Annotated in this window: 22 protein-coding genes and 3 pseudogenes; 7 read left to right on the top strand and 18 right to left on the bottom strand. The window is 71.5% G+C overall.

Features of this window, described 5'->3' with window-relative positions:
- The first annotated feature begins 213 nt into the window (after nucleotides 1-213).
- Nucleotides 214-1,821: a M4 family metallopeptidase gene (locus ACH34Q_RS30090; protein ID WP_395986462.1), complete on the top strand. Its 1,608-nt coding sequence runs from the start codon at nucleotides 214-216 to the stop codon at nucleotides 1,819-1,821.
- 101 nt (nucleotides 1,822-1,922) lie between these two features.
- Nucleotides 1,923-2,348: an OsmC family protein gene (locus ACH34Q_RS30085; protein ID WP_395986461.1), complete on the top strand. Its 426-nt coding sequence runs from the start codon at nucleotides 1,923-1,925 to the stop codon at nucleotides 2,346-2,348.
- Between the two features lie 50 nt (nucleotides 2,349-2,398).
- On the opposite strand, the gene ACH34Q_RS30080 is transcribed toward ACH34Q_RS30085, so the two are convergent.
- Together ACH34Q_RS30080 and recO are read right to left on the bottom strand one after the other, a co-directional pair.
- A complete protein-coding gene (locus ACH34Q_RS30080) occupies nucleotides 2,399-3,196 on the bottom strand; it encodes an isoprenyl transferase (RefSeq protein ID WP_395986460.1) in 798 nt (265 codons plus the stop codon).
- A 134-nt stretch (nucleotides 3,197-3,330) separates the two neighbouring features.
- Nucleotides 3,331-4,053: pseudogene (gene recO, locus ACH34Q_RS30075) on the bottom strand (DNA repair protein RecO); the annotation flags it as partial.
- 173 nt (nucleotides 4,054-4,226) lie between these two features.
- Here recO and ACH34Q_RS30070 point away from each other — a divergent pair.
- Both ACH34Q_RS30070 and ACH34Q_RS30065 read left to right on the top strand, forming a co-directional pair.
- Nucleotides 4,227-5,261: a M4 family metallopeptidase gene (locus ACH34Q_RS30070; protein WP_395986459.1), complete on the top strand. Its 1,035-nt coding sequence runs from the start codon at nucleotides 4,227-4,229 to the stop codon at nucleotides 5,259-5,261.
- A 55-nt stretch (nucleotides 5,262-5,316) separates the two neighbouring features.
- Complete coding sequence (locus ACH34Q_RS30065) at nucleotides 5,317-5,565, top strand: protealysin inhibitor emfourin (protein WP_395986506.1); 249 nt, start codon at nucleotides 5,317-5,319, stop codon at nucleotides 5,563-5,565.
- Between the two features lie 240 nt (nucleotides 5,566-5,805).
- On the opposite strand, the gene leuA is transcribed toward ACH34Q_RS30065, so the two are convergent.
- The 7 genes from leuA to ACH34Q_RS30030 form a co-directional block, all read right to left on the bottom strand.
- Nucleotides 5,806-7,515 (bottom strand): 2-isopropylmalate synthase, encoded by a 1,710-nt coding sequence (gene leuA, locus ACH34Q_RS30060; RefSeq protein WP_395986458.1) that lies wholly within the window; start codon nucleotides 7,513-7,515, stop codon nucleotides 5,806-5,808.
- 292 nt (nucleotides 7,516-7,807) lie between these two features.
- Complete coding sequence (gene urtE / locus ACH34Q_RS30055) at nucleotides 7,808-8,515, bottom strand: urea ABC transporter ATP-binding subunit UrtE (protein WP_395986457.1); 708 nt, start codon at nucleotides 8,513-8,515, stop codon at nucleotides 7,808-7,810.
- Between the two features lie 74 nt (nucleotides 8,516-8,589).
- Nucleotides 8,590-9,351 (bottom strand): urea ABC transporter ATP-binding protein UrtD, encoded by a 762-nt coding sequence (gene urtD, locus ACH34Q_RS30050; protein WP_395986456.1) that lies wholly within the window; start codon nucleotides 9,349-9,351, stop codon nucleotides 8,590-8,592.
- A 65-nt stretch (nucleotides 9,352-9,416) separates the two neighbouring features.
- A complete protein-coding gene (urtC, locus tag ACH34Q_RS30045; RefSeq protein WP_395986455.1) occupies nucleotides 9,417-10,502 on the bottom strand; it encodes an urea ABC transporter permease subunit UrtC in 1,086 nt (361 codons plus the stop codon).
- Nucleotides 10,499-11,377, bottom strand: coding sequence for an urea ABC transporter permease subunit UrtB (urtB, locus tag ACH34Q_RS30040; RefSeq protein ID WP_395986454.1), 879 nt, complete (start codon nucleotides 11,375-11,377; stop codon nucleotides 10,499-10,501). Before urtB ends, urtC begins: the two co-directional genes overlap by 4 nt.
- A 16-nt stretch (nucleotides 11,378-11,393) precedes the next feature.
- Nucleotides 11,394-12,614 (bottom strand): urea ABC transporter substrate-binding protein, encoded by a 1,221-nt coding sequence (urtA, locus tag ACH34Q_RS30035; protein ID WP_395986453.1) that lies wholly within the window; start codon nucleotides 12,612-12,614, stop codon nucleotides 11,394-11,396.
- A 138-nt stretch (nucleotides 12,615-12,752) separates the two neighbouring features.
- Nucleotides 12,753-13,451 carry a dimethylarginine dimethylaminohydrolase family protein gene (locus tag ACH34Q_RS30030; RefSeq protein ID WP_395986452.1) on the bottom strand — a complete coding sequence of 233 codons (699 nt, stop codon included), beginning with the start codon at nucleotides 13,449-13,451 and terminating at the stop codon, nucleotides 12,753-12,755.
- Here ACH34Q_RS30030 and ACH34Q_RS30025 point away from each other — a divergent pair, their 5' ends adjacent.
- On the top strand, nucleotides 13,452-13,685 hold the full coding sequence (locus tag ACH34Q_RS30025) for a hypothetical protein (RefSeq protein WP_395986451.1): 234 nt from the start codon (nucleotides 13,452-13,454) through the stop codon (nucleotides 13,683-13,685).
- 58 nt (nucleotides 13,686-13,743) lie between these two features.
- Here the strand turns inward: ACH34Q_RS30025 and ACH34Q_RS30020 are convergent, their stop codons facing one another.
- Nucleotides 13,744-14,355 (bottom strand): zinc-ribbon domain-containing protein, encoded by a 612-nt coding sequence (locus ACH34Q_RS30020; protein ID WP_395986450.1) that lies wholly within the window; start codon nucleotides 14,353-14,355, stop codon nucleotides 13,744-13,746.
- Nucleotides 14,356-14,456: 101 nt separating this feature from the next.
- Between ACH34Q_RS30020 and ACH34Q_RS30015 the strand changes: the two genes are divergently transcribed.
- Nucleotides 14,457-15,410, top strand: a complete 954-nt coding sequence (locus ACH34Q_RS30015; RefSeq protein WP_395986449.1) for a hypothetical protein — start codon at nucleotides 14,457-14,459, stop codon at nucleotides 15,408-15,410.
- Nucleotides 15,411-15,586: 176 nt separating this feature from the next.
- Here ACH34Q_RS30015 and era read toward each other — a convergent pair whose 3' ends face one another.
- The 3 genes from era to ACH34Q_RS30000 all read right to left on the bottom strand — a co-directional run bounded on the left by era (nucleotide 15,587) and on the right by ACH34Q_RS30000 (nucleotide 22,169).
- Complete coding sequence (era, locus tag ACH34Q_RS30010) at nucleotides 15,587-16,498, bottom strand: GTPase Era (protein WP_395986448.1); 912 nt, start codon at nucleotides 16,496-16,498, stop codon at nucleotides 15,587-15,589.
- A 59-nt stretch (nucleotides 16,499-16,557) separates the two neighbouring features.
- Nucleotides 16,558-19,968 (bottom strand): ATP-binding protein, encoded by a 3,411-nt coding sequence (locus tag ACH34Q_RS30005; protein WP_395986447.1) that lies wholly within the window; start codon nucleotides 19,966-19,968, stop codon nucleotides 16,558-16,560.
- A 65-nt stretch (nucleotides 19,969-20,033) separates the two neighbouring features.
- On the bottom strand, nucleotides 20,034-22,169 hold the full coding sequence (locus ACH34Q_RS30000; RefSeq protein ID WP_395986446.1) for an MMPL family transporter: 2,136 nt from the start codon (nucleotides 22,167-22,169) through the stop codon (nucleotides 20,034-20,036).
- A gap of 160 nt (nucleotides 22,170-22,329) precedes the next feature.
- On the opposite strand from ACH34Q_RS30000, the gene ACH34Q_RS29995 reads away from it, so the two are divergent.
- Complete coding sequence (locus ACH34Q_RS29995; protein ID WP_395986505.1) at nucleotides 22,330-22,656, top strand: cytidine deaminase; 327 nt, start codon at nucleotides 22,330-22,332, stop codon at nucleotides 22,654-22,656.
- A 4-nt stretch (nucleotides 22,657-22,660) separates the two neighbouring features.
- Here the strand turns inward: ACH34Q_RS29995 and ACH34Q_RS29990 are convergent, their stop codons facing one another.
- The 5 genes and pseudogenes from ACH34Q_RS29990 to ACH34Q_RS29970 form a co-directional block, all read right to left on the bottom strand.
- Entirely contained in the window at nucleotides 22,661-23,383 is a 723-nt protein-coding gene (locus tag ACH34Q_RS29990; RefSeq protein WP_395986445.1) for a hypothetical protein, read from the bottom strand.
- 28 nt (nucleotides 23,384-23,411) lie between these two features.
- The gene (locus ACH34Q_RS29985; protein ID WP_395986444.1) at nucleotides 23,412-24,734 is read right to left on the bottom strand and encodes a hemolysin family protein; all 1,323 of its coding nucleotides are present in this window, start codon (nucleotides 24,732-24,734) and stop codon (nucleotides 23,412-23,414) included.
- A gap of 16 nt (nucleotides 24,735-24,750) precedes the next feature.
- Entirely contained in the window at nucleotides 24,751-25,230 is a 480-nt protein-coding gene (ybeY, locus tag ACH34Q_RS29980) for an rRNA maturation RNase YbeY (protein ID WP_395986443.1), read from the bottom strand.
- A 26-nt stretch (nucleotides 25,231-25,256) separates the two neighbouring features.
- A pseudogene (locus tag ACH34Q_RS29975) lies at nucleotides 25,257-25,586 on the bottom strand (PhoH family protein); the annotation flags it as partial.
- A 261-nt stretch (nucleotides 25,587-25,847) separates the two neighbouring features.
- Nucleotides 25,848-26,093 (bottom strand): annotated as a pseudogene (locus ACH34Q_RS29970) (LAGLIDADG family homing endonuclease); the annotation flags it as partial.
- Nucleotides 26,094-26,439 lie beyond the last annotated feature (346 nt).

The following is a 26,439-nucleotide window of genomic DNA, read 5'->3' as shown; positions in this document are numbered from 1 at the left end:
CGTTCACCTGGCGTCATCACGCATCGGCGCCGCACACTCACAACCTGTTGGCCTGCGGGGATGCCATAACTCGTAGTAATACGCCCGCTCTTTTGTGTAGTTATCACAAGTGCAAACTTCGTCCGGACATGCCATAAATGTCCAGGACGAGCCGCGGCGGGCCCTGCGGAGGGCCCCTCGGGGGAGCCATGGCGCTCGTTTGAGAGGGCGTACATGAGAAGACGATCCGGGCTCCTGATCGCTGCGGTCGCGTTCGGTACCGCGACGGCGGCCACCCTTCCCGCCGCCTCCGCGGACCCCACCCCGCCCCCCAAGGCGCCGAGCGCGCAAGCCCTGGCCACGCGCGCCCTGGACGCCGTACGGGCCCAGGGGGCGCGGCTGGCGGCCGGCGACGGGCAGGAATTCACGGTCGTCGGCATCGCGGTCGACCGGGACGGGACATCGCACACCCGGATGGCCCGTACGTACAAGAACCTGCCCGTGCTCGGCGGCGACCTGGTGGTGCACCAGTCGAAGAGCGGCGCATGGCGGGGCGGCAGCCACACTCTGGCCAAGGCACCCGCTGACGCGGCCCCAGAGGTCTCCTCCGGCGCCGCCAAGCGGAAGGCCGCCCACGCCAAGCACAAGGTGCTCGGCACGGCCCAGCTCGTCGTGGAGGCCAGGACGGCCGATCACCTGCCCCGCCTCGCCTGGCGCGTACGGAGCGAGGGCGAGCAGGCCGACGGTACGCCCAGCCGCGTGTTCACCTCCGTGGACGCCGCCACCGGCAAGGTGCTGCTGCGCGAGGAGACCATCCAGACCGAGGCGGGCGACGGCAGGTCCCTCTACTCGGGCACCGTCCCCCTGCAGACCACCAAGTCGGGGTCCACTTACCAGCTCAAGGACGCGACCCGTGGCGGCACCTACACGGGAGACGCCCAGAACAGGACCGACGTCTGCATCCTCGTCCTGTGCATCATCCGGGCACCCTCGAAGGTCTTCACCGACGCCGACAACCACTGGGGCGACGGCACGATGTCCGACCGGGCCACGGTCGCCGTGGACGCGCAGTATGGCACCGATGTCACGTGGGACTTCTACAAGGACACGTTCGGGCGCAACGGCATCGCCGACGACGGCAAGGGCTCGTACAACCGCGTCCACTACGGCAGCGCGTACGCCAACGCCTTCTGGGACCCCAGCTGCTTCTGCATGACCTACGGCGACGGTGACGGCACCAACCTGGGGCCGCTGACGAGCCTGGACGTGGCCGCCCACGAGATGAGCCACGGCGTGACCTCCGCCACCGCGAACCTGACCTACAGCGGGGAGTCCGGCGGCCTGAACGAGGCCACCTCCGACATCATGGCCGCCGCCGTGGAGTTCTACGCGGGCAACGCGGGCGACCCCGGCGACTACCTCGTCGGGGAGAAGATCGTCCGGCCCGGGTTCGGCCGGGACGCGCTGCGCTTCATGGACCGGCCCAGCCGGGACGGCAGCTCCGCCGACTTCTGGTCGCCGACGGTGAAGGACCTGGACGTGCACTACTCGTCCGGTGTCGGCAACCACTTCTTCTACCTGCTGGCCGAGGGAAGCGGAGCCAGGACCGTCAACGGCGTGGCCTACGACAGCCCGACCTCCAACGGGTCGACGATCGACGGGATCGGCCGGGACGCGGCCACCCGCATCTGGTACCGGGCGTTGACCACGTACATGACGTCCGGCACCGACTACGCGGGCGCCCGTACCGCGACGCTGAACGCGGCCAAGGACCTCTACGGCGAAGGCAGCGCGCAGAGCGCCGCCGTCGCCGCCGCCTGGTCCGCGGTCAACGTCGGCTGACGACCACTCCCACCCCTGGGAAACGCCCCGTCCCCGCCCGGACGGGGCGTTTCCGCCACCTGCCGCCTCGCGCACCCAGGTCATGGTGAAGAATCGGCGGCATGGCAACGACACGTACCGCGAACGCACACTGGGAAGGGCCGCTCATGGGCGGCCAGGGCACGGTCTCGCTGGACTCCTCGAAGGTCGGAACCTTCGAGGTGACCTGGCCGTCGCGGGCCGAGGAGCCGGACGGCCGCACCAGCCCCGAGGAGCTCATCGCCGCCGCCCACTCCACCTGCTACTCGATGGCCCTCTCGCACGGGCTGGCCGGCGCCGGCACCCCGCCGAACAAGGTCGACACCAAGGCCGAGGTGACGTTCCAGCCGGGTGAGGGCATCACCGGCATCCACCTGACCGTCCGCGCCGACGTGCCCGGGCTCTCGGCGGCCGACTTCGAGAAGGCCGCGCAGAACGCCAAGGAGAACTGCCCGGTCAGCAAGGCGCTGACCGGAACCAAGATCACCCTGGACGCGGCGCTCGCCTGAGCCGTCCCGCGACCGACCCGACCCGCGACCGTGGAACGGTCCGCCCCGGCTCAGGTGGCCGGGGCGGGCTCCACCGGGTTGGGGGCGGCGCCGCCGTACCGGCGGTCACGGGAGGCGTAGAGCTCGCAGGCGTGCCACAGGTGCCGCCGGTCGAAGTCGGGCCAGAGCGTGTCGAGGAAGACCATCTCCGCGTACGCCGACTGCCAGATCAGGAAGTTGGACGTGCGCTGCTCCCCCGACGAGCGCAGGAACAGGTCCACATCGGGGATGCCCGGCTCGTCCAGGTAGCGGGCGAACACCTTCTCGGTGATCTTGTCCGGGTTGAGTCTGCCGTCCCGGACGTCCCTGGCGATCGCCGCCGCCGCGTCGGCGATCTCGGCCCGGCCGCCGTAGTTCACGCAGAACTGCAGCGTCAGCACGTCGTTGCCGCGGGTCATCTCCTCCGCGTCCTCCAGCTCGCTGATCACGCTGCGCCAGAGCTTGGGCCGCCGGCCCGCCCACCGCACCCGCACGCCCATCGCGTTCAGCTGGTCGCGGCGCCGCCGGATCACGTCCCGGTTGAACCCCATCAGGAACCGGACCTCGTCGGGCGAGCGCTTCCAGTTCTCGGTGGAGAACGCGTACGCCGACAGGTACGGGACGCCCAGCTCGATGGCGCCCATCACCACGTCGAAGAGGGAGTCCTCCCCCATCTTGTGGCCCTCGGTACGGGGCAGCCCGCGCTCCTTGGCCCAGCGCCCGTTGCCGTCCATCACGATGGCCACGTGCTGGGGCACCAGGTTCGCCGGGATCGCGGGCGGGCGCGCGCCATGCTTGTGCGGCTCGGGGGACTGAACGGCCCTTCTCAAACTCTCTCCCTGTCGGTCGTACCATCGGCGCCGGCCGTACCGCCCTCGCCGATCATGTCCTCTTCGCCCGTCATGTCATGGCCCGTCATGTCATGCTCGCCGGGACGGGCGTGGCCGGCTCCCCTGTCTTCGGGCTCCACGTGCCGCAAGGACCGGATGCCATGCTCCAGGTGCCATTGCAGGTAGGCCGCCACGAGGCCGCTGCACTCTATCCGGTGCCGTCCCTGGCTCTCGTCGGCGTACTCCCAGTCGCCGCGCAGCAGCGCCAGCATCAGCGCGAACGTCGGCGGCGCGGGGGACGCGGCGCCCGGCTGCCGGCAGCCGGCGCAGACCGCGCCGCCCGCCGCGATCGCGAACCCGCGCAGCCGGCCGCGGTCGCCGCAGCGGCAGCACTCGTCGATCGCCGGCGCCCAGCCCGCCACCGACAGCGACCGCAGCAGGAACGCGTCCAGGACCAGCCGCGGGTCGTGCACCCGCTCCCCCAGCGTCCGCAGCCCGCCCAGCAGCAGCAGGAACAGGCGCAGTGCCGGCTCGCCCTCCTCGGCGGTGAGCTTCTCGGTGGTCTCCAGCATCGCCGTCCCGGCCGTGTAGCGGGGATAGTCGGTGACCAGCAGCTCCCCGTACGGCCGCAGCGTCTCGGCCTGCGTGATCAGGTCGAGCGAGCGCCGCTCGTACAGCTGCAGGTCGACATGGGTGAACGGCTCCAGCCGGGCACCGAACCGCGACTTGGTCTTGCGGACGCCCTTGGCCGCCGCGCGGAGGCGCCCGGAGCGCCGGGTGAGCACCGTGATGATCCGGTCGGCCTCGCCCAGTTTCTGGGTGCGCAGGACGATTCCTTCATCGCGGTAGAGGGTCACGCCCCCATTGTCCCGTACCGGCGTCCCTGTGCCGAACCGAGGTCCCGGGGAGCGAACGGCGGCCCATCCGTACCAAGCCGGACCGGTTCGCATCACCGTAAGTGACCGCATTAGGTCGTCAGAGTATTCACGAACCTGTGGCCGGAATCACTTTCAGGTGGCAGCGTTGTTCTATGAGATGCACCATCGTGCCGCCCCACATGCTGGAGCGGATCGTCGAAGCGGCCGAAGACCCGGCCCTGCGTGACTCCGCCCGCCGCTCCCTGGCCCTCAGCTCCGAGCAGCGCTCCGCCCGCCTGGCGCGCTCGGTCGAGACTCCCGCTCCCAACGAGGACTTCGTCCCCAACCGGACCATCCACGACGCCAAGAACCAGGAACGCCTGCCCGGTGACAAGGCGCGCGCCGAGGGCGGCGCCGCCACCGGCGACAAGGTCGTCGACCAGGCCTACGACTGGCTCGGCGCGACGTTCGACTTCTTCGAGGCCGCCTACCGGCGCAACTCCATCGACGGCGCCGGGCTCCCGCTGATCTCGACCGTGCACTACGGGCGCGCGTACGAGAACGCGTTCTGGAACGGCGAGCAGATGGTCTACGGCGACGGCGACGGGAAGGTGTTCCTCGCCTTCACCGGGCCGCTGGACGTCACCGGCCACGAACTCGTGCACGGCATCACGCAGCACACCGCCAACCTGGAGTACCAGGGCCAGCCCGGCGCGCTCAACGAGTCGGTCTCCGACGTCTTCGGCTCGCTCGTCAAGCAGTGGCACCTGAAGCAGACCGCCGACCAGGCCGACTGGCTGATCGGGCAGGGCCTGTTCGCCGAGGGCGTCAACGCCAAGGCGCTGCGCTCGATGAAGGAGCCCGGGACCGCCTACGACGACCCCCGGCTCGGCAAGGACCCGCAGCCCGGGCACATGAACGACTACGTCGAGACCACCAGCGACAACGGCGGCGTCCACATCAACTCGGGCATTCCCAACCGCGCCTTCCACCTCGCCGCCACCGCCATCGGCGGCCGCTCCTGGGAGAAGGCGGGCCGGGTGTGGTACGACACCCTTACCGGGGGCAGGATCCAGACCGCGACCGACTTCGCCGGTTTCGCGGCCGCCACGGTGTCCACCGCGGCCGGGCTGTACGGCGCCGACGGAGCCGAGACCCGCGCGGTACGGGACGCCTGGGCGGGAGTGGGGGTGGCCGTCCCCGGGTGAGACGGGCCGGCGACCCGCGAGGGAGCCGCGAGGCGAGCGGGAGAGAGCATTGAGGGTGACAGTGGTCCGCAGCGGAGGCTTCGCCGGGATCGAGCGGCGCGGCCAGTCCGACAGCGTCACCGATCCCCTGCTGTCCCGGCTGGTCGACCGGGTCGACCTGGCGGCACTGCCGCCGCCCGGCCGGATCCCCGACCAGTTCCTGTACGAGATCGACATCGACGGCGACACCACCACCGTCGGCGAGACCCAGCTGGCGGGACCGCTGCGCGAACTCGTCCACCACGTCCTAGGCCAGAGCCGCTGACCGCGGCCACAGGCCAGGGCCCGCCCCAAAGCGGCTCGGGCCGCCTCAAAGTGACCTCAACCACCGCGCGAGCGCGTGACCTGCCCGGGTGAGGCAAAGCCGAAGGCGAGCCTCATCCGGGCAGATCGCGAAGCGATGCCGCGCTCGCACAAGAACCGGTCACGGTGCGAGCCGCCAGGCGAGCGCCGTGGGCCGGGGCTTATGAACACAGCCGCCAGGCGAGTGCAGTGGGCCGGGTCTTTAGAAAGACTGCCGCGACACGCGGTTGACCGCGGAGAGCATGGCCTTGAGCGAGGCGGTCACGATGTTGTGGTCGATGCCCACGCCCCAGACCGTCGTCCCGCTCACGTCGCACTCGACGTACGCGGCGGCGCGGGCGTCGCCGCCGGCGCTCATCGCGTGCTCGGCATAGTCGAGCACGCGTACGTGGACGCCGACCGTGGCCAGGGCCGTCTCGAACGCCGACACCGGGCCGTTGCCCACGCCCTCGATCTCGCGGATCTCGCCGTCGATCCGGACGTCGCAGTTGAGCAGGTCCTTCTCGTCCACCCGCGAGGTCGCGCGGTGCGCCAGCAGCCCGGCCCGGGGGCCGTTGGCCAGGAACTCGGTCTCGAAGATCTCCCACATCCGCTCGGGGGTGACCTCGCCGCCCTCGGAGTCGGTGTGCTCTTGGACCACCCGGGAGAACTCGATCTGCAGCCGCCGCGGCAGCTCCAGCGCGTGCTCGGTCTTCATCACGTACGCCACGCCGCCCTTGCCGGACTGGCTGTTGACCCGGATGACCGCCTCGTACGAGCGGCCCACGTCCTTGGGGTCGATCGGCAGGTACGGGACCGCCCACTCGTAGGCGTCCACGGGGACCCCGGCACTCTCGGCGTCGCGCTCCAGGTGGCCGAAGCCCTTGTTGATCGCATCCTGGTGCGAGCCGGAGAACGCGGTGTAGACCAGGTCGCCGCCGTACGGGTGCCGCTCGTGCACCGGCAGCTGGTTGCAGTACTCGACGGTACGGCGGATGTCGTCGATGTCGGAGAAGTCGATCTGCGGGTCGACGCCCTGGGTGAACAGGTTCAGGCCCAGCGTGACCAGGCAGACGTTGCCGGTCCGCTCGCCGTTGCCGAACAGGCAGCCCTCGATCCGGTCGGCGCCGGCCATGTAGCCCAGCTCGGCGGCGGCCACGGCGGTGCCCCGGTCGTTGTGCGGGTGCAGCGACAGGATGATCGAGTCGCGCCGGTCCAGCCGGCGGCTCATCCACTCGATCTGGTCGGCGTACACGTTCGGGGTGGCCATCTCGACGGTGGCCGGCAGGTTGACGATCACCTTGCGGTCCGGGGTCGGCTTCCACACGTCGTTGACGGCGTTGCAGATCTCGACCGCGTACTCCAGCTCGGTGCCGGTGAACGACTCCGGCGAGTACTGGAAGTAGATCTCGGTCTCGCCCATGTCCTCGGCCAGCTTGGCGCACAGCTTGGCGCCCTCCACCGCGATCGCGGTGATGCCCTCGCGGTCCTGGCCGAACACCACGCGCCGCTGCAGGGTGCTGGTGGAGTTGTACAGGTGCACGATCGCCTGCTTGGCGCCGCGTACCGACTCGAAGGTCCGCTCGATCAGCTCGGGCCGGGCCTGGGTCAGGACCTGGATCACCACGTCGTCGGGGATCCGGCCCTCATCGATGATCTGCCGGACGAAGTCGAAGTCGGTCTGGCTGGCGGCCGGGAAGCCGACCTCGATCTCCTTGTAGCCCATCCGGACCAGCAGCTCGAACATCCGCAGCTTGCGCTGGGCGTCCATCGGGTCGATCAGCGCCTGGTTGCCGTCCCGCAGGTCCACCGCGCACCAGCGCGGCGCCTCGGTGATCACGGCGCCCGGCCAGGTGCGGTCGGGCAGCGCGATGGGCGCGAAGGCGCGGTAGCGCTCGAAGGGCATGCCGGAAGCGTTCTGTTGCGGATACATCCGTGGTGTTCCTCTGCTCGAGATCCTGCGGCCGACGTTCACATCGGCGTGCTAGCGCGCACGGAGATGACCCGCAGCGAGGGTGCCGACCTTTTATGGGGCCCCGCTGCGGCCGCTAAGGAGGAGCAGCTCACGCAACACGCTTGTCAAGTTAACAGATGGCCCCACCTTTCACGAAACGGTGTCCGCCATCTGAGACCCCACCCGTCGCCGACTCGTGGCGTGTTCGCCCGTCCGGCAGTACCGGAAGGCGAACACGCCACGAGTCAACGGGGCGGGCGGGCGGTCGGGGTCAGACGGCGAGGAGTTGCTTGACGTGGTCGTCGTGGAGGTCTTCGGCGGCGCCCGCGTACTGGACGGCGCCGCCCTCGATGATCACGAACCCGTCGGCCAGCCGCAGCGCCAGCTCCAGGTACTGCTCGACCAGCAGCACCGCCAGGCCGTTCTCCTTGTGCAGGCGCTCCACGGCCTCCTCGATCTCGGCCACGATGGACGGCTGGATGCCCTCGGTGGGCTCGTCCAGGATCAGCAGCCGGGGCCGGGTGACCAGCGCGCGGGCGATCGCGAGCTGCTGCTGCTGGCCGCCGGACAGGAACCCGGCCCGCCGGCCCAGCAGCTCCTTGAGCCTCGGGAAGACCTCCAGCGCCTCCTCGATCGCGCCCCTGTCGCGGTGCCGGGACGCCTCCAGCGTGACCTGGAGGTTCTCGAACACGGTGAGCTGCGGGAACGTCTCGTGCCCCTGCGGTACGTAGCCCATGCCGCGGCGAACCCGCTCGTGCGTGGGCAGCCGGGTGACGTCCTCGCCGTCGAAGAGCACCGTCCCGGCGCTCGGGCTCAGCACGCCCATGATCGTGTTCAGCAGCGTGGTCTTGCCCACACCGTTGCGGCCCATCACGCACATCAGCGTTCCGGCCGCGACCTCCACGTCCACTCCGAACAGCACCCGGGCCCGCCCGTACGCCGCCTCCATCCCCGTGACCTTCAGCAAGGGCTTGGTCATGCCCCTCTGCTGTGGGGGGCGACCCCCCACACCCCCCGGCAAGAACTCCGCGCTCATGCCCTCGCTTCGCTCGGTCATGCCGCTTCCTCCCTCGAACGGCCCAGGTAGACCTCCTGGACGCGGGGGTCGGCCTGGACGGCCGCGACGTCGCCCTCCATCAGCACCGTGCCCTCGTGCAGGACCGTGACCTGCGAGGCGTACCGGCGCAGGAACTGCATGTCGTGCTCGACGACGATCACGGTGTGGTCCCTGGCGATCTCGGTGAGCAGCTCGCCGGTACGCTCCCGTTCCTGCTGGCTCATTCCGGCCACCGGCTCGTCCAGGAGCAGCAGCCGGGGGCCCTGCGCGATCAGCATGCCGATCTCCAGCCACTGGCGCTGGCCGTGCGAGAGCACGCCGGCGGGCCGCTCGGCCAGGTCTCCCAGCCCGATCGTGTCGAGCGCGGAGGTCACCGGGCCGGAGATGCCGCGCCGCTGGCGCAGCAGCGTCGGCAGCGGGCGGCGGAACCCGGCGGCCAGATCGAGGTTCTCGACCACGGTCAGCTCCTCGAACACCACCGAGGTCTGGAACGTGCGGCCGATCCCCAGCCGGACGATCTTGTGTTCCTTGCGGCCGGTCAGCTCGGTCCCGGCGAACCGGACCGTCCCGGAGGTGGGACGGGTCAGGCCCGTGATCACATCGATCAGCGTGGTCTTGCCCGCGCCGTTGGGCCCGATCAGGAAGCGCAGCTCCCCTTGCTCGACGGTCAGATCGACACCGCCGATCGCCCGGAACCCGTCGAACACCACCTCCAGCCCCCGGATCTCCAGCAGCGCGCTCATGCTCGGCTCACTCATGGGTGTGCCCCCCGCTCGCCTCCGGAGCGCCTTAAGGCGGCGCTTTCCCTCATCACTCCGGTCACTCATACGGGGACCTCCTCCTTGATGGCCGGTACGGGGGACGCGGGCTTCGGACGGCGGCGGGCGGCCAGGGTGTCCCGGGCTTGCTCGTACAGGCCCACGGCGCCCTTGGGGGCCAGGGTCATGACCAGGATGAACAGGGCGCCCTGCAGGTAGAGCCAGCCGCCCGCCCATTCCTCGCTGAACGAGGTCTTGGCGTAGTTCATGACGATGGCGCCGAGGATCGCGCCGGCCAGCGCGTACCGTCCGCCCACCGCGACGGCGACCACCAGCTCCAGCGACGGGACGACGCCCAGCAGGGACGGCGAGATGATGCCGACCACCGGGACGAACAGCGCGCCCGCCAGGCCGGCCATCCCCGCCGAGATCGCGAACGTGATCGTCTTGACGGCCGCCGGGTTGTAGCCGAGGAACCTGACCCGGTCCTCGCCGTCGCGCACGGCCACCAGCAGCCGCCCGAACCGGCTCTTCACCAGCTGGCGGGCGCCCAGGTAGAGGACGCCGAGCACGATCGCGGTGATGAAGTACATCGTCCGCTGGGTGCTCTCGGCCTCGGGGTCGCGGCCGAAGAAGTCGTAGAAGTTGGTCATGCCGTTCGTGCCGCCGGTGAGGCCCTGCTGCCCCACCAGCAGGATCACGAACGCCGCCGCGAGCGCCTGGGTCAGGATCGCGAAGTACGCGCCGCGGACCCGCTGCCGGAACACCAGCGTGCCCAGCACGACCGCGACCACGACCGGGACGACGATCACGGCGGCGAGCGCCACGACCGGGTCGCCGAACGGCTTCCACAGCGCGGGGAGCTGCTCGACGCCGCTCCAGACCATGAAGTCGGGAAGGTCGCCGCCCGCGTCGTGCAGCTTCAGGTACATCGCCATCGCGTAGCCGCCGAGGCCGAAGAACACCCCCTGGCCGAGGGTGAGCATCCCGCCCTGGCCCCAGGCGAGCCCGATGCCGAGGGCGGCGATGGCGAAGCAGAGGTACTTGGCCAGCTCGTCCAGCCGGAACGCCGGCAGCGCCAGCGGCGCCACCACCAGCAGGAGCAGGCTGACCAGGGAGAACAGCGCGTAACCGCGCATCCGGGCGCTCATGTCAGCGCCCTGGTCCGCAGCACGAACATGCCCTGCGGGCGGACCTGCAGGAAGCCGATGATCGCCGCGAACACGATCACCTTGGCGAGGCTGGCGCTGGTCCAGAACTCGGCGTAGGAGTTGAGCATGCCGAGCGCGAACGCGGCGATCACCGCCCCGCGCAGCTGCCCGAGCCCGCCGGCCACCACGACCAGGAACGCGTCCACGATGTAGTACGTACCGAGCGAGGGGCCCACCGGGCCGATCAGGGTCAGCGCGACCCCGGCGACACCGGCCAGGCCGGAGCCGATGAAGAAGGTCAGCTGGTCCACCCGGCCGGTCGCCACGCCGCTGACCGAGGCCAGCTCGCGGTTCTGCATGACCGCCCGCATCCGGCGGCCCTGCTTCGAGCGGGACAGGTAGGCCCAGATGCCGATCACGCAGGCGACGGCCAGGGCCATGATGAACAGCCGCGAGTACGGCAGCCCGCCGCCCATGAACTCGATCCGGCCCGACAGCCATTCCGGCGCCACGACCTGGACGTTCGGCGCGCCGAAGATGTCGCGCGCGGCCTGCTGCAGGACGAGGCTGACGCCCCAGGTGAGCAGCAGCGTGTCCAGCGGCCGCCCGTAGAAGTGCCGGATGGCGGTGCGTTCCAGGATCCAGCCGAGCGCGCCCGCCAGGACGAACGCGACCGGCAGCGCGACCAGCACGGCCTGCTTCCCGGCCCAGGCCTGGAGCATGTACGCGGTGTACGCGCCGGCCATGATGAACTCGCCGTGCGCCATGTTGATGACGCCCATCTGGCCGAACGTGAAGGTCAGCCCGAGCGCGATCAGCAGCAGCACCGCGCCGATGCTGAGCCCGATCGGGAGCTGGTTGAGCAGGGATTCCACGATGAGGCTCCCGCCGTCAGGAGAGCCCGGTGGCCCAGGGGTAGGACTTCAGGTACGGGTCGGGCCTGATCGGCTCGTCCGAGCTCCAGACCTCCTTGATCAGGCCGTCCGGCTGGACGATCCCGATCCGGGCGGTCTTGTGGACGTGCTGGGTGGCGCCGTCGATGGTGACCTTGCCCTCGGGCAGGTCGAGGGAGAGCCCGGCGGCGGCCTTCCTCACGGCCTCGACGTCGGTGCTGCCGGCCTTCTTGACCGCCTCGGCCCACAGGTGGACGGCGTTGTAGCCGGCCTCCATCGGGTCGGAGGTCACCGCGCCCGGGTGCTTGGCCTGGAACGCCTTGACGAACTTCTCGTTCGCCGCCCCCTTGGTGGTCTGGTAGTAGTTCCACGCCACCGGCTGCCCGGCGATGTTGTCGACGCCGATGCCCTTGACCTCTTCCTCGGCGATGCTCACCGACATCACCGGCAACTCGTCGGCCCCGTAACCGGCGCTCTTGAGCTGCTTGAAAAAGGCGACATTGCTGTCGCCGTTGAGGGTGTTGAACACCGCGTCCGGCTTCGCCTGGCTGATCTTATTGACCAGGGTGCTGTATTCGGTGTGCCCGAGCGGGGTGTACTCCTCGCCCATGATCTGCATTCCGTTGGCCGCCGCGTAGGCCTTGATGATTTTGTTGGCGGTACGCGGGAAGACATAGTCGCTGCCGACCAGATAGATCTTCTTCTTGCCCTTTTCCTTGAGGTAGTCGAGTCCCGGCACGATCTGCTGGTTGGTCGTCGCGCCGGTGTAGAAGATGTACTTGGAACTCTCCAGCCCCTCATACTGGACGGGGTACCACAGCAGCGCCTTGTTGCGTTCGAACACCGGCAGCATGGCCTTGCGGCTCGCCGACGTCCAGCCGCCGAAGACGGTCGCGACCTTGTCCTTCTTGATGAGCTTCTGGGCCTTCTGGGCGAACGTCGGCCAGTCGGACGCGCCGTCCTCGACCACCGGCTCCAGTTTCTTGCCGAGGATCCCGCCCTTGGCGTTGATCTCCTCGATGGCCAGCGTCTCGGAATTCTTGACGGTGACCTCGCTGATGGCCATCGTGCCGCTCAGCGAGTGCAGGATCCCGACCTTGATGGTATTGCCGTCGGTTCCGGAACTCGCGACGTCACCGGATTCTCCACCGCATGCGGTGAGCAGCGCCGCCGGCAACACGAGCGCTACGCCCAAAGGTCGCCAAAATGTTTTCCGCATCGGTGACTCCTCACAGAACAGGCCCCCGGTCGAGCGTTTTCTGTGACAAGTCTCCGGAAATAGATTTCTGCCTGGCTATCGCCGTGTTACAAGAGGTTTACGAAGGTCTCACCGTGACGCTCCGCACCCGTGCGGCCCTCAGCCGGTCGCGGGGACCAGCACCGACAGGCAGGTGACGCAGCCGTCGAGCGCCTCGAACTCCCCGATGTCGACCACCGTCACCCGCCAGCCGTCGGCCGCCAGCAGCTCGGCCGTACGCGGCGCGGAGGCGGCCATCAGCACGTGCTCGGGCCCCAGCACCACCACGTGCGCGCCCGAGGGCTCGGGCGCGACCCGCAGGAACGGCAGCACCGAGGTGTCCACGTTCTCGGGCCGCCCGATCAGCGACCCGTCGGGCAGCGCCGTCAGCGCCGACTTCAGATGCAGCGCCCCGTTCACCGGCACCGGGACTACGCGCCGCCCACCCAGCAGATGGGCCAGCTGGCAGACGCCCTCCTCGTTCGTACGGGAGCCGCGGCCCACGTAGACCGTGTCCCCCACCTGCAGCACGTCACCGCCGTCCAGGGTGCCGGGCGCCTTGATCCGCGACACCTCAAGGCCAAGGTCGAGTACGGCCCGTTCCGCCCCGCCGATCTCCGCGCGCCGCCGTCCCGCCCCGGAACGGCCCAGCACGGCCGTCCCACCGGCGACCACCATCGTGTCCTCGACGAACACCGCGTCCGGGCACCGGTCGGCCGGGGCCACCTCGCGCACGTTCCAGCCCGCCGCGCGCAGCGCGGCCACGTAGGCCTCGTGCTGGCGTCCGGCAAGGCCGACGTCCACCGGACGCCGCTCCACATGCGTCACGATCCCGCCGGCCAGCCGCGGCCCAGGACGCCTCACCAACGCTGTATCAGTGTTTATTGCCTTCACGAGCTGCGCTCCTCGCTGGCGCTCGTCGCTTGTCGTGAACGCGGCGAGCGCTGGCATCGCTTCGCGATCAGCCTTGATCTCGCCTTCGGCATTGATCTCGGCTGCCTTCGGACGCGCTCGCAACGCCTGGGGCTCGTTCCGCTTGAGCAGGCGGGCTGATGTCGTCGGACGACCAATCTTGCAGCCCTTGGGGCCGTTCGCAACGTTTGGGCCGCCGTCAGCGGGCGGCGCCTTCGGTGGTGACGATCACCCCTAGCGCGTGCGCGTGCGACATGCCGAGCAGGTGGGCCACCCGGTGCAGGGTCTGGCGCTCGGGGTCGCTCAGCGGCCCGTCGGCCAGCGCGACCCGGGCCGCCTGCGCGAGGAACCACTCCTTGGCCTCCATCGCGAGCTGCGCGCCCGCGCTGGACACCTCCTCCTCCAGGAACGGCCCCTGCAGCGCCAGATCGGCCTCCACGCCCCTGTCGTCGTACGCCGCGTCCCCGTAGCCGCGTACGGCGTCGACGGCCTTGGCTCGCGCCGTGGCGTCCGAGGGGTTCCCGGCCCGCAGCACCAGGGCGGCCGCGGCACGCATCCCCGCCGGGAGCGCCGCGGCCATCTGCTGCGCGGTGGGCGAGCGCAGCGCCGCGGTCGTGTACCGGGAGCGGCACGTCCGGCATTCGGCGACCTCGCCGACCGAGCCGAGCGGGATCACCGGCAGGAAGAAGAGCGTGAACCAGCGCCGCCCGGCCCTCCGCCGGTACGCGCGATCCCCGCCACAGCGCGGACAGTAGAACGTCCCCTCGCTGACGGTCCGGTAGAACACCGACAGGCCGAAGATGAGGAACACCTGGACTCTCCTCCTATAACGGGCTTCCCTCCAAACTACCGATCGCCCGGCCCCGTCGTGCCCACCCCACCGCAACCGGCCAGGCCCCGTACGCTGACTGCATGAGTGGTGACCAGGGTTCCAGGGAGGACCACCCGAGCGATCCCGCCGACTGGGCGCCCATCGATCCCGGCTCGGAAGGCCGGCCCGCAGGCCCGCCACCGGGCGATCCGCAGCCCACCGGCCCGTCTTCGGCCGGCCCGCCCGCGCAGGATGATCCGTCCGCTCAGGATGATCGGCCCGCCGGCGCCCATCCGGCGGGCGGGCAGGAGACCCGGCCTGCGTTCCTGCCGCCCGCGGATCGGTACGCGGAGCCGCAGTATCCCGCCGCCTGGCCGCCACCGGAACGGGCTCCGGCCGCTCAGGGGAACGTCTGGAACATCGCGGTGATCCTGTCGGCCGTACTGCTGCTGATCTCGGCCTTCCTGCCGTGGGCCGAGGCACGGATCTCCGTCGACATCTTCGGGCGCCGGATCGTCCGCGAACTGGGCACGGTGGTCGGGATCGAGGCCGACGGGGTGGTGGTGGCCATCCCCGTGCTGGCACTGGTCGCGGTCGGCATGGCGTTCTGGGGCCTCATCGGCCGGGACGACCGGATCTCGGCGCTCGGCGCCGTCCCCGGCGTCCTCTCGCTGGTGGTCTGCGGCCTGTTCGTGCTGCGCCTGGGCGATCTGAAGGAACGGCTGGCCGCCGACGACCTCGCGGTCGGATACCAGGTCGCCGTCGTCACCGGGTGGTACCTGGCGGTGGCCATGTCGCTGCTGGTGATCGGCTTCAGCCTGGCCCGGCCACTGTCCGCCCGCCTCGGTGCCGCCCGCGCCGACCGCGCGACACCCCGACCGGAGCAGGCCGCCCACACCCAGCAGCCACCACAAGAGGCCCAGCAGCAATGGCCTGAGCAGGGGCAGTGGCCTCAGCAGCAGGCGCAGGGCCAGGGGCAACAGCAGGAGGCGGCCCAGTGGCCGCTGTGGCCGGAGCAGGGGCCACCGCAGGGGCCCGAGCAGCCGGGACGCTAGAAGCCTGTCTCAAACGGCCTCAGCCGTCGCGCGAGCGCGTTACCTGGCCGCGTGAGGCGATGCCGGAGGCGAGCCTCACGCGGCCAGATCGCGAAGCGATGCCGCGCTCGCACAAGGCACGGTCACGGCGGCGAGCCGCCAGGCGAGTCGCCGTGGGCCGGGGCTTTAGAACACAGCTAGTCGAAGCCGAGCCGGCGGAGTTGCTTGGGGTCGCGTTGCCAGTCCTTGGCCACCTTGATCCGGAGGTCGAGGTAGACCTTGGTGCCGAGCAGGGCCTCGATCTGCTTGCGGGCCTGGGTACCGACGTCGCGCAGCCGGGCGCCCTTGGTGCCGATGACGATCGCCTTCTGGCTGGGACGCTCGACGAACAGGTGCGCGTACACGTCGATGAGGTCGTCGCGGCCCTCGCGGGGGGCCATGTCGTCCACCACGACGGCGATCGAGTGCGGCAGCTCGTCGCGGACGCCCTCCAGGGCGGCCTCGCGGATCAGCTCGGCGACCAGGACCTGCTCGGGCTCGTCGGTGAGGTCGCCCTCCGGGTACAGCTGCGGGCCCTCGGGCAGGCGCTGGATCAGCAGGTCGGCGACCAGGCCGACCTGGAAGCCGTTCTGGGCCGAGCACGGGACGATCTCGGCGAAGTCCCCGAGCTCGGACACGGCGGCGAGCTGCTCCATCACGCGCTCGGGCGGCACGAGGTCGGTCTTGGTGACGATGGCCACGATCGGGGTGTTCTTGACGGCGGCCAGTTCGCGGGCGATGAACTTGTCGCCGGGGCCGACGGTCTGGTCGGCGGGCACGCAGAAGCCGAGCACGTCCACCTCGGTGAGGGTGGAGCGCACCAGGCTGTCCAGCCGCTCCCCCAGCAGCGTGCGCGGCCGGTGCAGGCCCGGGGTGTCGATCACGATCAGCTGGGCGTCGGGGCGGTGCACGATGCCGCGGATCGCCCTCCGTGTCGTCTGCGGCCGGCTGCTGGTGATCGCCACCTTGGTACCGACCAGGGCGTTCATCAGCGTCGACTTGCCGACGTTGGGGCGCCCTACGAAGCACGCGAAGCCGGACCGATGAGTCGTCTCTCCCAGCGATGTCACGTTGTCAATTGTCGCGTACGCGGCGGATGGATCGTCCACAGGCACCCGGCGCGGCCCGGTCAGGCGGCCGGATCGCCCATCGCGCGCAGGGATTCGCGTGCCAGACCCGTCCAGGAGGACGCCCCGATCCGCGCCGCGATGCCGGCCGCGTGCCGGTAGTGCCCGACGGCCGCGCCGGGCCGGTCCAGAAAGATCGCCAGGTCGCCGAGGGTCTGCGCGACCGGGCCAATGGTCACCACGGCGGTGCCGCCGCCCGCGATGTGGTCCCGGTACGGCAGCAGCGCCTCGTACGCCTCGGCGGCCGTACAGGGGTCGTCCAGCGCGATCGCGCGGCGCCCGCGCAGGGCCATGACGAGGTCGTAGAAGTAGTCGAGCCGGACCGGGCCCGCGCCCCGCACCACCTGGCGGGCGTCGGCGGTACGGCCCGCGTCGGCCAGGGCGAGCGCGTACAGGTCGGCGGTGGCGCCGACGTGCCGCCAGCGTTCCCAGAGCCAGCGGGCCTCCTCCACCAGTTCGCCCGCCCGGCCCTGGATCAGCCGCAGGCAGAAGACCCCGAGGAGGGCCATGCCGCGCTCGCTGCTCCAGATGCCGGTCTCGCCGATGGCGACGCCGACCCGCCGGTACGCCTGCTCGGCGTCGCCGAACCGGGCCGCGAACGCGTGGCCGAGCGCGTCGTACCAGTCGGCGATCAGGCCCAGCAGCGGCAGCCCGTACTGCTCGGCCAGCCGCATCCCCTCCTCGCGGTGCCGGCGGGCGGCCTCCAGGTCGCGCCCGGCGATGCAGGCCTGCTGGAGCTGGAGGTGGCCGAGGACGCGGTACGTGCCCAGGTCGTGGGCGGTGGCCAGGTCGAGCAGCTCGGTGGCGAGCCGGTGCCGCTCGGGGAGCCCGTCGGCGGTCCGGTAGCCGTTGATGTAGCGGCCGTTGAGCGCGATCGCCAGCAGCTCGGGACGGCCCAGCGCGCGGGCCGTACGGACCGCCTCGTCGGCGGCCGTCAGGCCCCGGTCGTGCTGCTCGCCCTCCAGTTCGAGCGCCAGCGTGGTCAGCAGCCGGATCCGCATCCCGGCATCGCCGTCGAGCCCGGCCAGGGCCTCCTCGGCGGCGTCGATGACGTCCTGGTCGAGCGTCCCGTACTCGCGGCTGGTCCACAGCGTCGGGACGTCGAAGCTGACGATGACGCGGGCCAGCAGCGCGGGGTCGCCGAGGGTACGGGCCTGGCGCAGGGCGCGCAGGCGGCGCTCGCGGGCCTTGACGACGGAGCCCGCCAGGGCGCTGGAGCGGATCGCGGCGGCCTCCAGCTCGAGCCGCTCGTGCGGCGAGGCGCCGGCGCCCAGGGATTCGGCGGCCCGGACCCACAGGTCGGCGGCGGCGCGGTGCGCGAAGCGGGACTCGGCCTCCTCGGCCGCCAGCCGGGCGTAGTGGACGGCCTTGGCCGGGTCGGCGGCGCCCGCCTCCAGATGGTGGTGGGCGATGGCGGCGACCTCGTCCGGACGGCGGTCCTCCAGCGCGCCGGCGACCTGGCCGTGCAGGCGGGTGCGGCGGGCCCGGGACAGGCCGGTGTAGAGGGTGTCGCGGACGAGCGCGTGCGCGAACCTGATCCGCCCCGCTGCCGGCTCGGTCACCAGCCCGGTCGCCAGGCCCGCCTCCACGGCGTCGATCACCGCGTCCTCGTCACCTCCGGACACGTCGGTGAGCAGGCCGAGATCGGCCTCGCGGCCCACGACCGCCGCGTACCGCAGGATCGTCTGCGCGGACTCGGGCAGCCGTCCGATCCGGTGCCGCAGCACGTCGCCGACGCCCGCCGGTACGAGCCGGGTCGCGGCGGCCGGGCCCTCGGCGTCCAGCAGCCGGGCGGTCTCGCGGGTGAAGAACGGGTTGCCGCCGGTGCGTTCGGCGATCGCGGCCAGCTCGTCGTCGCCGACCTCGGTGGCGCAGGTGGCGCGGACGAGCGCGGCGACGTCGGCGGCGGGCAGCCCGGCCAGCGCGATCCGCAGCGGCTCGTGCCGGGCGAGCGCGGCGAACGCGTCGGTGAGGCGTTCGGGCGTCTCGGTCTGCCGGAACGTCCCGACCAGCAGGACGGGCAGGTCGCGCAGCCGGCGCGGCAGGACGGTCAGGAGCGCGAGGGTCTCCTCGTCGGCCCAGTGCAGATCGTCGAGAACGAGCAGCAGCGGTGCCCGTCCGGCCAGCCCCGCCAGGTAGTCGCCGACGGCCAGGTGGAGGCGGAAGCGGCCGGTGGTGACATCGGTGCCGCCCTGCGCGCCCGTGCCACCTGGCGAACCCGTGCCACCCTGCGAACCCGTGCCCGCTTGCGGAGTCGCGCCGTCCGACAGCAGCGGCGCGAGCCGTTCGGCCAGGTCGGCGGGCGGCGGCTCGGCGGCGGCGAGCCCGCGCAGCAGCTCGGCCCAGGGCCAGGCCGCCGGGGCGCCGCCGGTCTCGGAGGCGCGCCCCCACCCTGCGGTCCAGCCCGGAAGGGTAGGGGCGAGGCGTTCGGCGAGGGAGGTCTTGCCCATTCCGGCGTCCCCGCCGATGAGGACGAGCCCGCAGCGTCCCTCGGCCGCGTTCCGGGCCGCCGTGACGAGCCGTTCCAGCTCGTCGTGCCGGCCGACGAAGATCGTTTCGTCGGCGGCGGGGGCGAGGCGCAGCCGCGGTCGCGGGCCGAACTCGGGCGCTCGGGTGGGCCCGGGTGCCGTGGTGGGCCCGGGTCCGGTGGTGAGCCCGGGTGCCTGCGCGAGGATGTCGGCTTCGAGACCGCGCAGCGCGGGGCCGGGGTCGACGCCCAGTTCCTCGGCCAGCGCCCTACGGGCCCGGCGCAGCGCCGCGAGCGCGTCGCCCTGGCGCGCGCTCCGGTAGAGGGCCAGGGCCAGCAGGCGCCAGGCGTCCTCCCGCAGCGGGTTGGCCTCCGCGTGCGCCTCCAGGACCGGTACGGCCTCGGCGGCGGCGCCCAGGCGCAGCATGGCCTCGGCGCGGCGCTCGACGGCGGTACGGCGCCGCTCGTCCAGCCGGGCGGCCTCCGTGACCGCCCAGGGCAGATCGGCGAACTCGGCGTACGCGGGCCCCCGCCACTCCGCCAGCGCGTCCTCGGCGCAGCCGCGCGCACCGGCCGGGTCGCCCGCCTCCAGCCGTCCGGCCGCACGGTCGACCAGCGTCTCGAACCGCCACACGTCCACGCCGTCGTCCGGCAGCCGCAGCGCGTACCCCGGCGGCGCCGTCACCAGCACCTGTGCCGGTGTACGGGGCGGGCGGCCGGGCTCCAGGGCGCGGCGCAGATGGGACACGAACGACTGGAGCCCCGCCGAGGCGCGCGGGGGCGCCTGGCCCGGCCACAGATCCTCGACGAGGCGCTCGGCCGTGACCATCCGGCCGCGCGCGACCACGAGCCTGGCCAGCACCGAGCGCTGGCGGGGACCGCCGAGATCGGCCGCTTCCCCGTCCAGCCATGCCTCGAAGGTCCCGAGCGCGCGCACGTTGGCCATGTCCCGGTCAGCCTAAACCGGGACATGGCGCTCATGCTGTGGGCCCCGTTACACGCCGGGCAAGATCACACCCGGGACGGCTCGGGTGCCGCCTTCTCGGCATCCGTTCCGGCCGCCCGAGCCGGAACGTGGCCATGCGGGTCGATCTTCGGAAGCAGCCGGTCGAGCGGGCGCGGCAGCCACCAGTTCGCCTTGCCGAGCAGCGCCATCGTCGCCGGTACGAGCACCAGCCGTACCACCGTGGCGTCCAGCGCGACCGCGACCGCCAGCCCCACGCCCATCTGCTTGATCACCAGGCCGGGGTCGAGCGCGAAGCCGAGGAAGACCGCGACCATGATCAGCGCCGCGCTGGAGATCACCCGGCCGGTGACGGCCAGCCCGGTCGCCACCGAGCCGTGCGCGTCGCCCGTCCGCAGCCACTCCTCCCGGACCCTCGAGAGCAGGAACACCTCGTAGTCCATCGAGACCCCGAACAGCACCGCGAACATCAGCAGCAGGATGAAGCTGGAGACCGGCACGCTGTGCGGCAGGCCCAGCAGCTCCGCCCCCCACCCCCACTGGAAGATGGCGGTGAGCGCGCCGTACGCGGCACCGATCGACAGCAGGTTCATCGCCGCGGCCTTCAGCGGGGCCAGCAGCGACCTGAAGACGATCATCAGCATCAGGAACGAGGTCGCGACCACGACCCCGATCACCGGCCAGAGCCGCTCGTCCAGCGTCCGGCTCAGATCCACGTACGCGGCGGTCAGCCCGGTGATCTCCGCGCCCTGCGGCAGCACGTCCGCCCGGATCCGGTCGACCACGCCGGGCGCCCGCTCGTCCTGCGGGCCGTACCGCGGCGTGACCACGATGACGGCGGCACCGCGATCCGGCGAGACCTGCGGCGGCGCCACCGACACCACGCCGGGCGTCGCGGCGAGCCGCTCGGTCAGACCGGCAGTGTCGGGGGCCTTGCGCAGGTCGACGGCCACCAGCAGCGGCCCGTTGGCGCCCGCGCCGTACGACTCGGCCACCATGTCGTACGCCTGGCGCACGGTGTTGGACGTCGGCTCGCTGCTGGCGTCGCTGGGCCAGGTGCGCATGCCGAGCGCGGGGGCGGCCAGCGTGAGCATCAGGATCAGCGCGGCCATCAGCCACGGCCACGGGTGGCGGCCCACATGGTCGGCCCAGCGCCGTACCCGGGGCGACTCGGTCGGGATCCGCGCGCCCTCGGCCCGGTCGCGCTTGCGCAGCACCCGGCGTCCCGCCAGCCCCAGTACGGCGGGCAGCAGAGAGACCGCGCTGGCCACGGTAGCCGCCACCACGATCCCGGTGGCGAAGCCCATCGTCATGAACACCGGGATGCCCGACAGCACCAGCCCGCACAGCGCCAGCAGCACGGTGAACCCGGCGAACAGCACCGACAGGCCGGCGGTCGCGTTGGCGCGGCCCGCGGCCTCGGGCACCGGCAGTCCCTCGGCCAGGCCCTCCCGATGCCGGGTGAGGATGAACAGCGCGTAGTCGATGCCGACGCCCAGCCCGGTCATCACCGCCAGCGTCGGGGCCGTCGTCGCCACGTTCGCGAACGCGGCGAGCACGGTGATCCCCGAGACCCCGGCGCCCAGCCCGGCCAGCGCCACCACCAGCGGCAACCCCGCCGCCACGACGGAACCGAACGCCAGCAGCAGGATCACCAGCGCGGCGACCACCCCGACCGCCTCCGCCACGCCCCCGGGCGCGGTCACGTTCTCGGGCACCTGGCCGCCGAACTCCACCTGATGGCCCGCGGCCAGCCCGTTCGTGGCCGCGCGCAGATGGTCGAGCGTCTCGCCGGGCGCCAGATCGGTGACCGGTACGTCGTACCGGACGGTGATCAGCGTCGTCGCCCCGTCCCGGCTCGGCAGCGCCGGATCGACCCCGCTCACGTGCGGCAGCGCCGCCAGGCGCTCGCGCGCCGCCGCCACGCCGGCCTGGTCGATACCGCCGTCCTCGGCGCGTACGACCACGCGCGCGTCGGCCCCCGACATGTCCGGGAACCGCTCCTTCAGCAGGTCGGCCGCCTGCTGCGACCCCGTCCCGGCGAGGGTGTAGTCGTCCTGGAGCGCACCGCCCCCCACGGCGGCCACACCGCCCACCGCACCCACGACCAGCACCCACGCCACGATGAACCGCCAGGGCCGCAACGCCGCGGCCCGCCCCAGGCGGTAGAGAAGTCGAGACATCTGCTTTCCCCAATGGCAGCTTTGCCCCAGCGATAGGGGCCCGTTGATGTCTCCGACCCTGTCCCGCGCCTCTTGGCGGCCGCTTGCCGCTCGCTTGCGGCCGTACGGGCGCCGCTTCAAGCGCAGGTCAGCACGGCTTAGTCTGGGACCCGTGAGCGACATGAACCCCGAGGACGCCAAGATCATCACTCTCGCCCGCTCGGCGCGCGCCCGCGCCGGCGCCGCGGAAGGGGCCGCGGTACGCGACGAGACCGGCCGCACCTACTCGGCCACGACCGTCGACCTGCCCTCGCTGAAACTGACCGCCCTGCAGGTCGCGGTGGCGATGGCCGTCTCCAGCGGCGCCGAGGACCTGGAGGCCGCCGCCGTGGTGACCGCCGACGACACCGCGCGCGCGCCCGACGTGGCCGCCGTACGGGATCTGGGCGCCAAGGCCCCCGTCCTGGTCGCAGCCCCCGACGGAACGCTGCGTACGACCCTCACCTGAGGTCTCAGGGCGTCTTCTGGGTCGCCTGCCGTGCCCGTTCCAGCTGGAACGCCTGGAGCTTGCGGACGGCGCCGGCGGCGAGCTTCTCCATCGGCTCCCCGGCCAAGCCCTCGCCTGCGGAGGACAGGACCAGGAGATCGTTGCGGGACCGTACGAGCAACATGCTCAACGCGGTCCCGCCCTGCCTGCGTGAGTAGACGGCGTCCCGTGAATAGATGGCGCCCACGGCGTCCTTGACCCCGGCAGGCCGTCTCAGCCACGTACGTCCGAGGGTCTCCTCCCGGCTCCCGGCAGGGATACCGATCTCCGGGCATCCCCGCGCCGCCGTACGAGCCTTCGCGACGTACCGCGTGGCTTCACCCGGCCCGAGCCGGAACACGTGCTCGGCCACCGACGCCGGAGGCCGGGGCCGGTAGAACGCCGCATGCGCCTCACGTCCCTGCAAGGACGCCCCGTCCCGCAGATCGGCGAGGCGAAGCAGGCGGGCGCAGTCGGGATCGTCCGGCCGCAGCCCGGCGAACACCTCGCGGTCCTCGGCCGGGGCGAACGCCTCCGGTACCTCCGGGCGCGTCAGCACGGCCTCACCCATCTGCGCCGGGGCCAGCGTCCGTGGACCGTCGGCCACCGCGTTACCGCCCGGCTCGTCGAACTCCGCCTCCCTGCCGCACCCCTTGAAGACCACGAGCAGGACCACCCCTGCCACGGCCAGCGGAACGATTCGCGCCATGACCTCCCCGTTCCCGGAGAGGAACGGGTCAACCCGAGGCCGGCCGCCCCGCCGCCTGGCCAGCCTCGGCGCCCTCCTCGGAAGGCGCCTCCAGCCGGTGCACCAGCACCGTACCGATCCGGTTGCGCCGCCCCGCGATGCTCTCGGCCCGCAGCGACAGCCCCGCCACCCGCGCCGTCGAACCCTCGATCGGTACCCGGCCCAGCGCGTGCGCCAGCAGCCCGCCGACCGTCTCGACGTCCTCGACCTCGATCTCGGCGCCGAACAGCTCCCCGACGTCCTCCACCGGCAGCCGCGCCGTCACCCGGGCGGTGGACTCGTCCAGCCACTCCACCCGCGGCGTCTCCACGTCGTACTCGTCGGTGATCTCGCCCACGATCTCCTCGAGGATGTCCTCGATCGTGACCAGCCCCGCCGTACCGCCGTACTCGTCGATCACGATCGCCACATGGATCTGCCGGGCCTGCATCTCCCGCAGCAGCTCGTCGATCGGCTTGCTGTCGGGCACGTACGTCGCCGGCCGCATCACCGACTCGACCGTCTCCACCGACTCGCCCTCGCGATGCTCGTGGCTGCGCCGCACCACGTCCTTGAGGTAGGCGATGCCGACCACGTCGTCCTCGTTCTCGCCCACCACCGGGATCCGGGAGAACCCGCTGCGCAGCGCCAGCGTCAGCGCCTGCCGCAGCGTCTTGCCGCGCTCGATGAACACGATGTCGGTACGCGGCACCATCACCTCGCGGACCAGCGTGTCACCCAGCTCGAACACCGAGTGGATCATCTCCCGCTCGTCCGGCTCGATCAGGCTGCGCTGCTCGGCCAGATCGACCAGATCGCGCAGCTCCGCCTCCGAGGCGAACGGCCCCTCCCGGAACCCCTTGCCCGGCGTCAGCGCGTTCCCCAGCAGGATCAGCAGCCGGGGCAGCGGCCCGAACACCCGCGTCACCGGATGGATCACCGCCGCGCCCGACAGCGCGATCCGGTCGGCATGCTGCAGGCCGAGCGTACGGGGGCCCACCCCGACCGCCACGTAGCTGACCACGATCATGATCGCGGCGGCCACCACGTAGGCGCGCCACGTCTCGTCCAGCCACGAGATGCACAGATCCGCCACGATCACCGTGGCGACCAGCTCGCAGCTGATCCGCAGCAGCAGCACCATGTTGAGGTAGCGGGCCGGATCGGCCACCACCTCCGCCAGCCGCGCAGCGCCCCGGCGGCCCTCCCTGACCAGGTCCGCGACCCGTACCCGCGACACCCGCGCCAGCGCCGCCTCGGTCCCGGCCAGCAGCCCGGCCAGGCACACCAGGCCCACGGCCAGCGCGAGCAGCCATCCCTGCGTGGAGCTCATCGCGGTCCGTACCCGATCATCGCTGCCCGCGTTCCTCCTGCCAGGAGTTCAGCAGGCCGGCCTGCAGGCCGAACATCTCCTTGTGCTCCTCCGGCTCGGCATGGTCGTAGCCGAGCAGATGCAGGATGCCGTGCGTGCACAGCAGCTCCAGCTCGTCGTCCCGCCCATGGCCCGCCGTGACCGCCTGCCGCTCCGCCACCGCCGGGCACAGCACCACATCGCCCAGCAGCCCCGGATCGGGCTCACCGTCCTCATCGGCCCCGCCCGACATGTGCCCGGGCCGCAACTCGTCCATCGGGAACGCCAGCACATCGGTCGGGCCGGGCTCGCCCATCCACTTCTCGTGCAGCTCGGTCATCGCCGCCTCGTCCACCAGCAGCAGCGACAGCTCCGCCAGCGGATGCACCCGCATCCCGTCCAGCACATGCCGCGCCAGCGCCTGCAGCGCCTTCTCGTCGACCTCCGCGCCCGACTCGTTCAACACCTCGATGCTCATCAGTCTCGCTCCGCTCGACGCCTCATCTAGCGGCCCCGCTTGCGGGAGGTGCCCTGCTTGAGCTCGGGGACGCGCGACTCGTAGCGGCCGTAGGCGTCGACGATGTCGGTCACCAGCTTGTGCCGGACGACGTCCTTGCTGTTGAGCCGGCAGAAGTGGATGTCCTCGACGCCCTCCAGGATGTCCTGGACGACGCGCAGCCCGCTCAGCTGGCCGCCGGGCAGGTCGACCTGCGTCACGTCGCCGGTCACCACGACCTTGGAGCCGAAGCCCAGCCGCGTCAGGAACATCTTCATCTGCTCGGGCGAGGTGTTCTGCGCCTCGTCCAAGATGATGAACGAGTCGTTGAGCGTGTTGTGGGTGAGCAGGAAGTCCTCGGTCACGTAGAGCGAGTCGGCCGCCGCCACCTGGATGCACACGGCCTCGGCGGAACCCTCGGGCTCGATGCTCTCGATGAACCGCAGCGGACGCCCGCCGCCCGCAGCCTTGAACTTCTCGAGCTTGCGGCCGAGCCTGAACGGCTCGATGCCCTCCGGCAGCCGAATGTCGATGATGTGGGCGTCATGCCGATACTCGACAGAGCGGCCCTTCACCCGGCCAGGCGTGCGACCGGCCGCCGGACGCACGCGTTCATAGGCCACGCCGCCCAAGGACCGGACCAGGAAGAGAACATCGTCCTTGAGACGCGGCGACGTTGTCGCGTACTGGATGCGACACGTCCGGGACGCCTGCGTCACCGGACCGCCATCGGAATCCAGGAGCCCCTGGAGGACGGCCAGCCGGACCGCCGAAGAGTTGTAGAGATACAGCTCAGGCACGAACTTGGTGTTGGACCGCGTGCCATCGAGAGCAAGGCGCCGCATCACAGCGGTCACCGGATTCTCCATGGTGATGACCTGCCCGGGTACCGAGACCCGCGTCAGTACGTGGTCCACGCGGTTCGTCCGGTGAATCTCCGTACCGGGCAGCAGACGGGCGAGCGAGTCGACCAGCTCCGGATCCTCGGTGGAGAAGCTCGGCGTCGTGGATCCGGTCACGCAACCGTCCCCGAGCAGCAGACCGAGCGCGTACGGGTCCATCGGCATGTCCCGTGCGGGGAACTCGACGGGCTGGCTCAGGAGCGGCAGTTCGTAGCGGTGATAGTGCCCGGCACGCAGATTGCCGATCATCTCCTGGGTCTCGAGAACGCGGTGCGGCTTACCGCGACGG

The organism is Actinomadura sp. 9N407, from assembly GCF_044326315.1.
In the GTDB taxonomy this organism is placed as follows: Bacteria; Actinomycetota; Actinomycetes; order Streptosporangiales; family Streptosporangiaceae; genus Spirillospora.
This window is presented reverse-complemented; position numbering and strand designations above follow the sequence as displayed.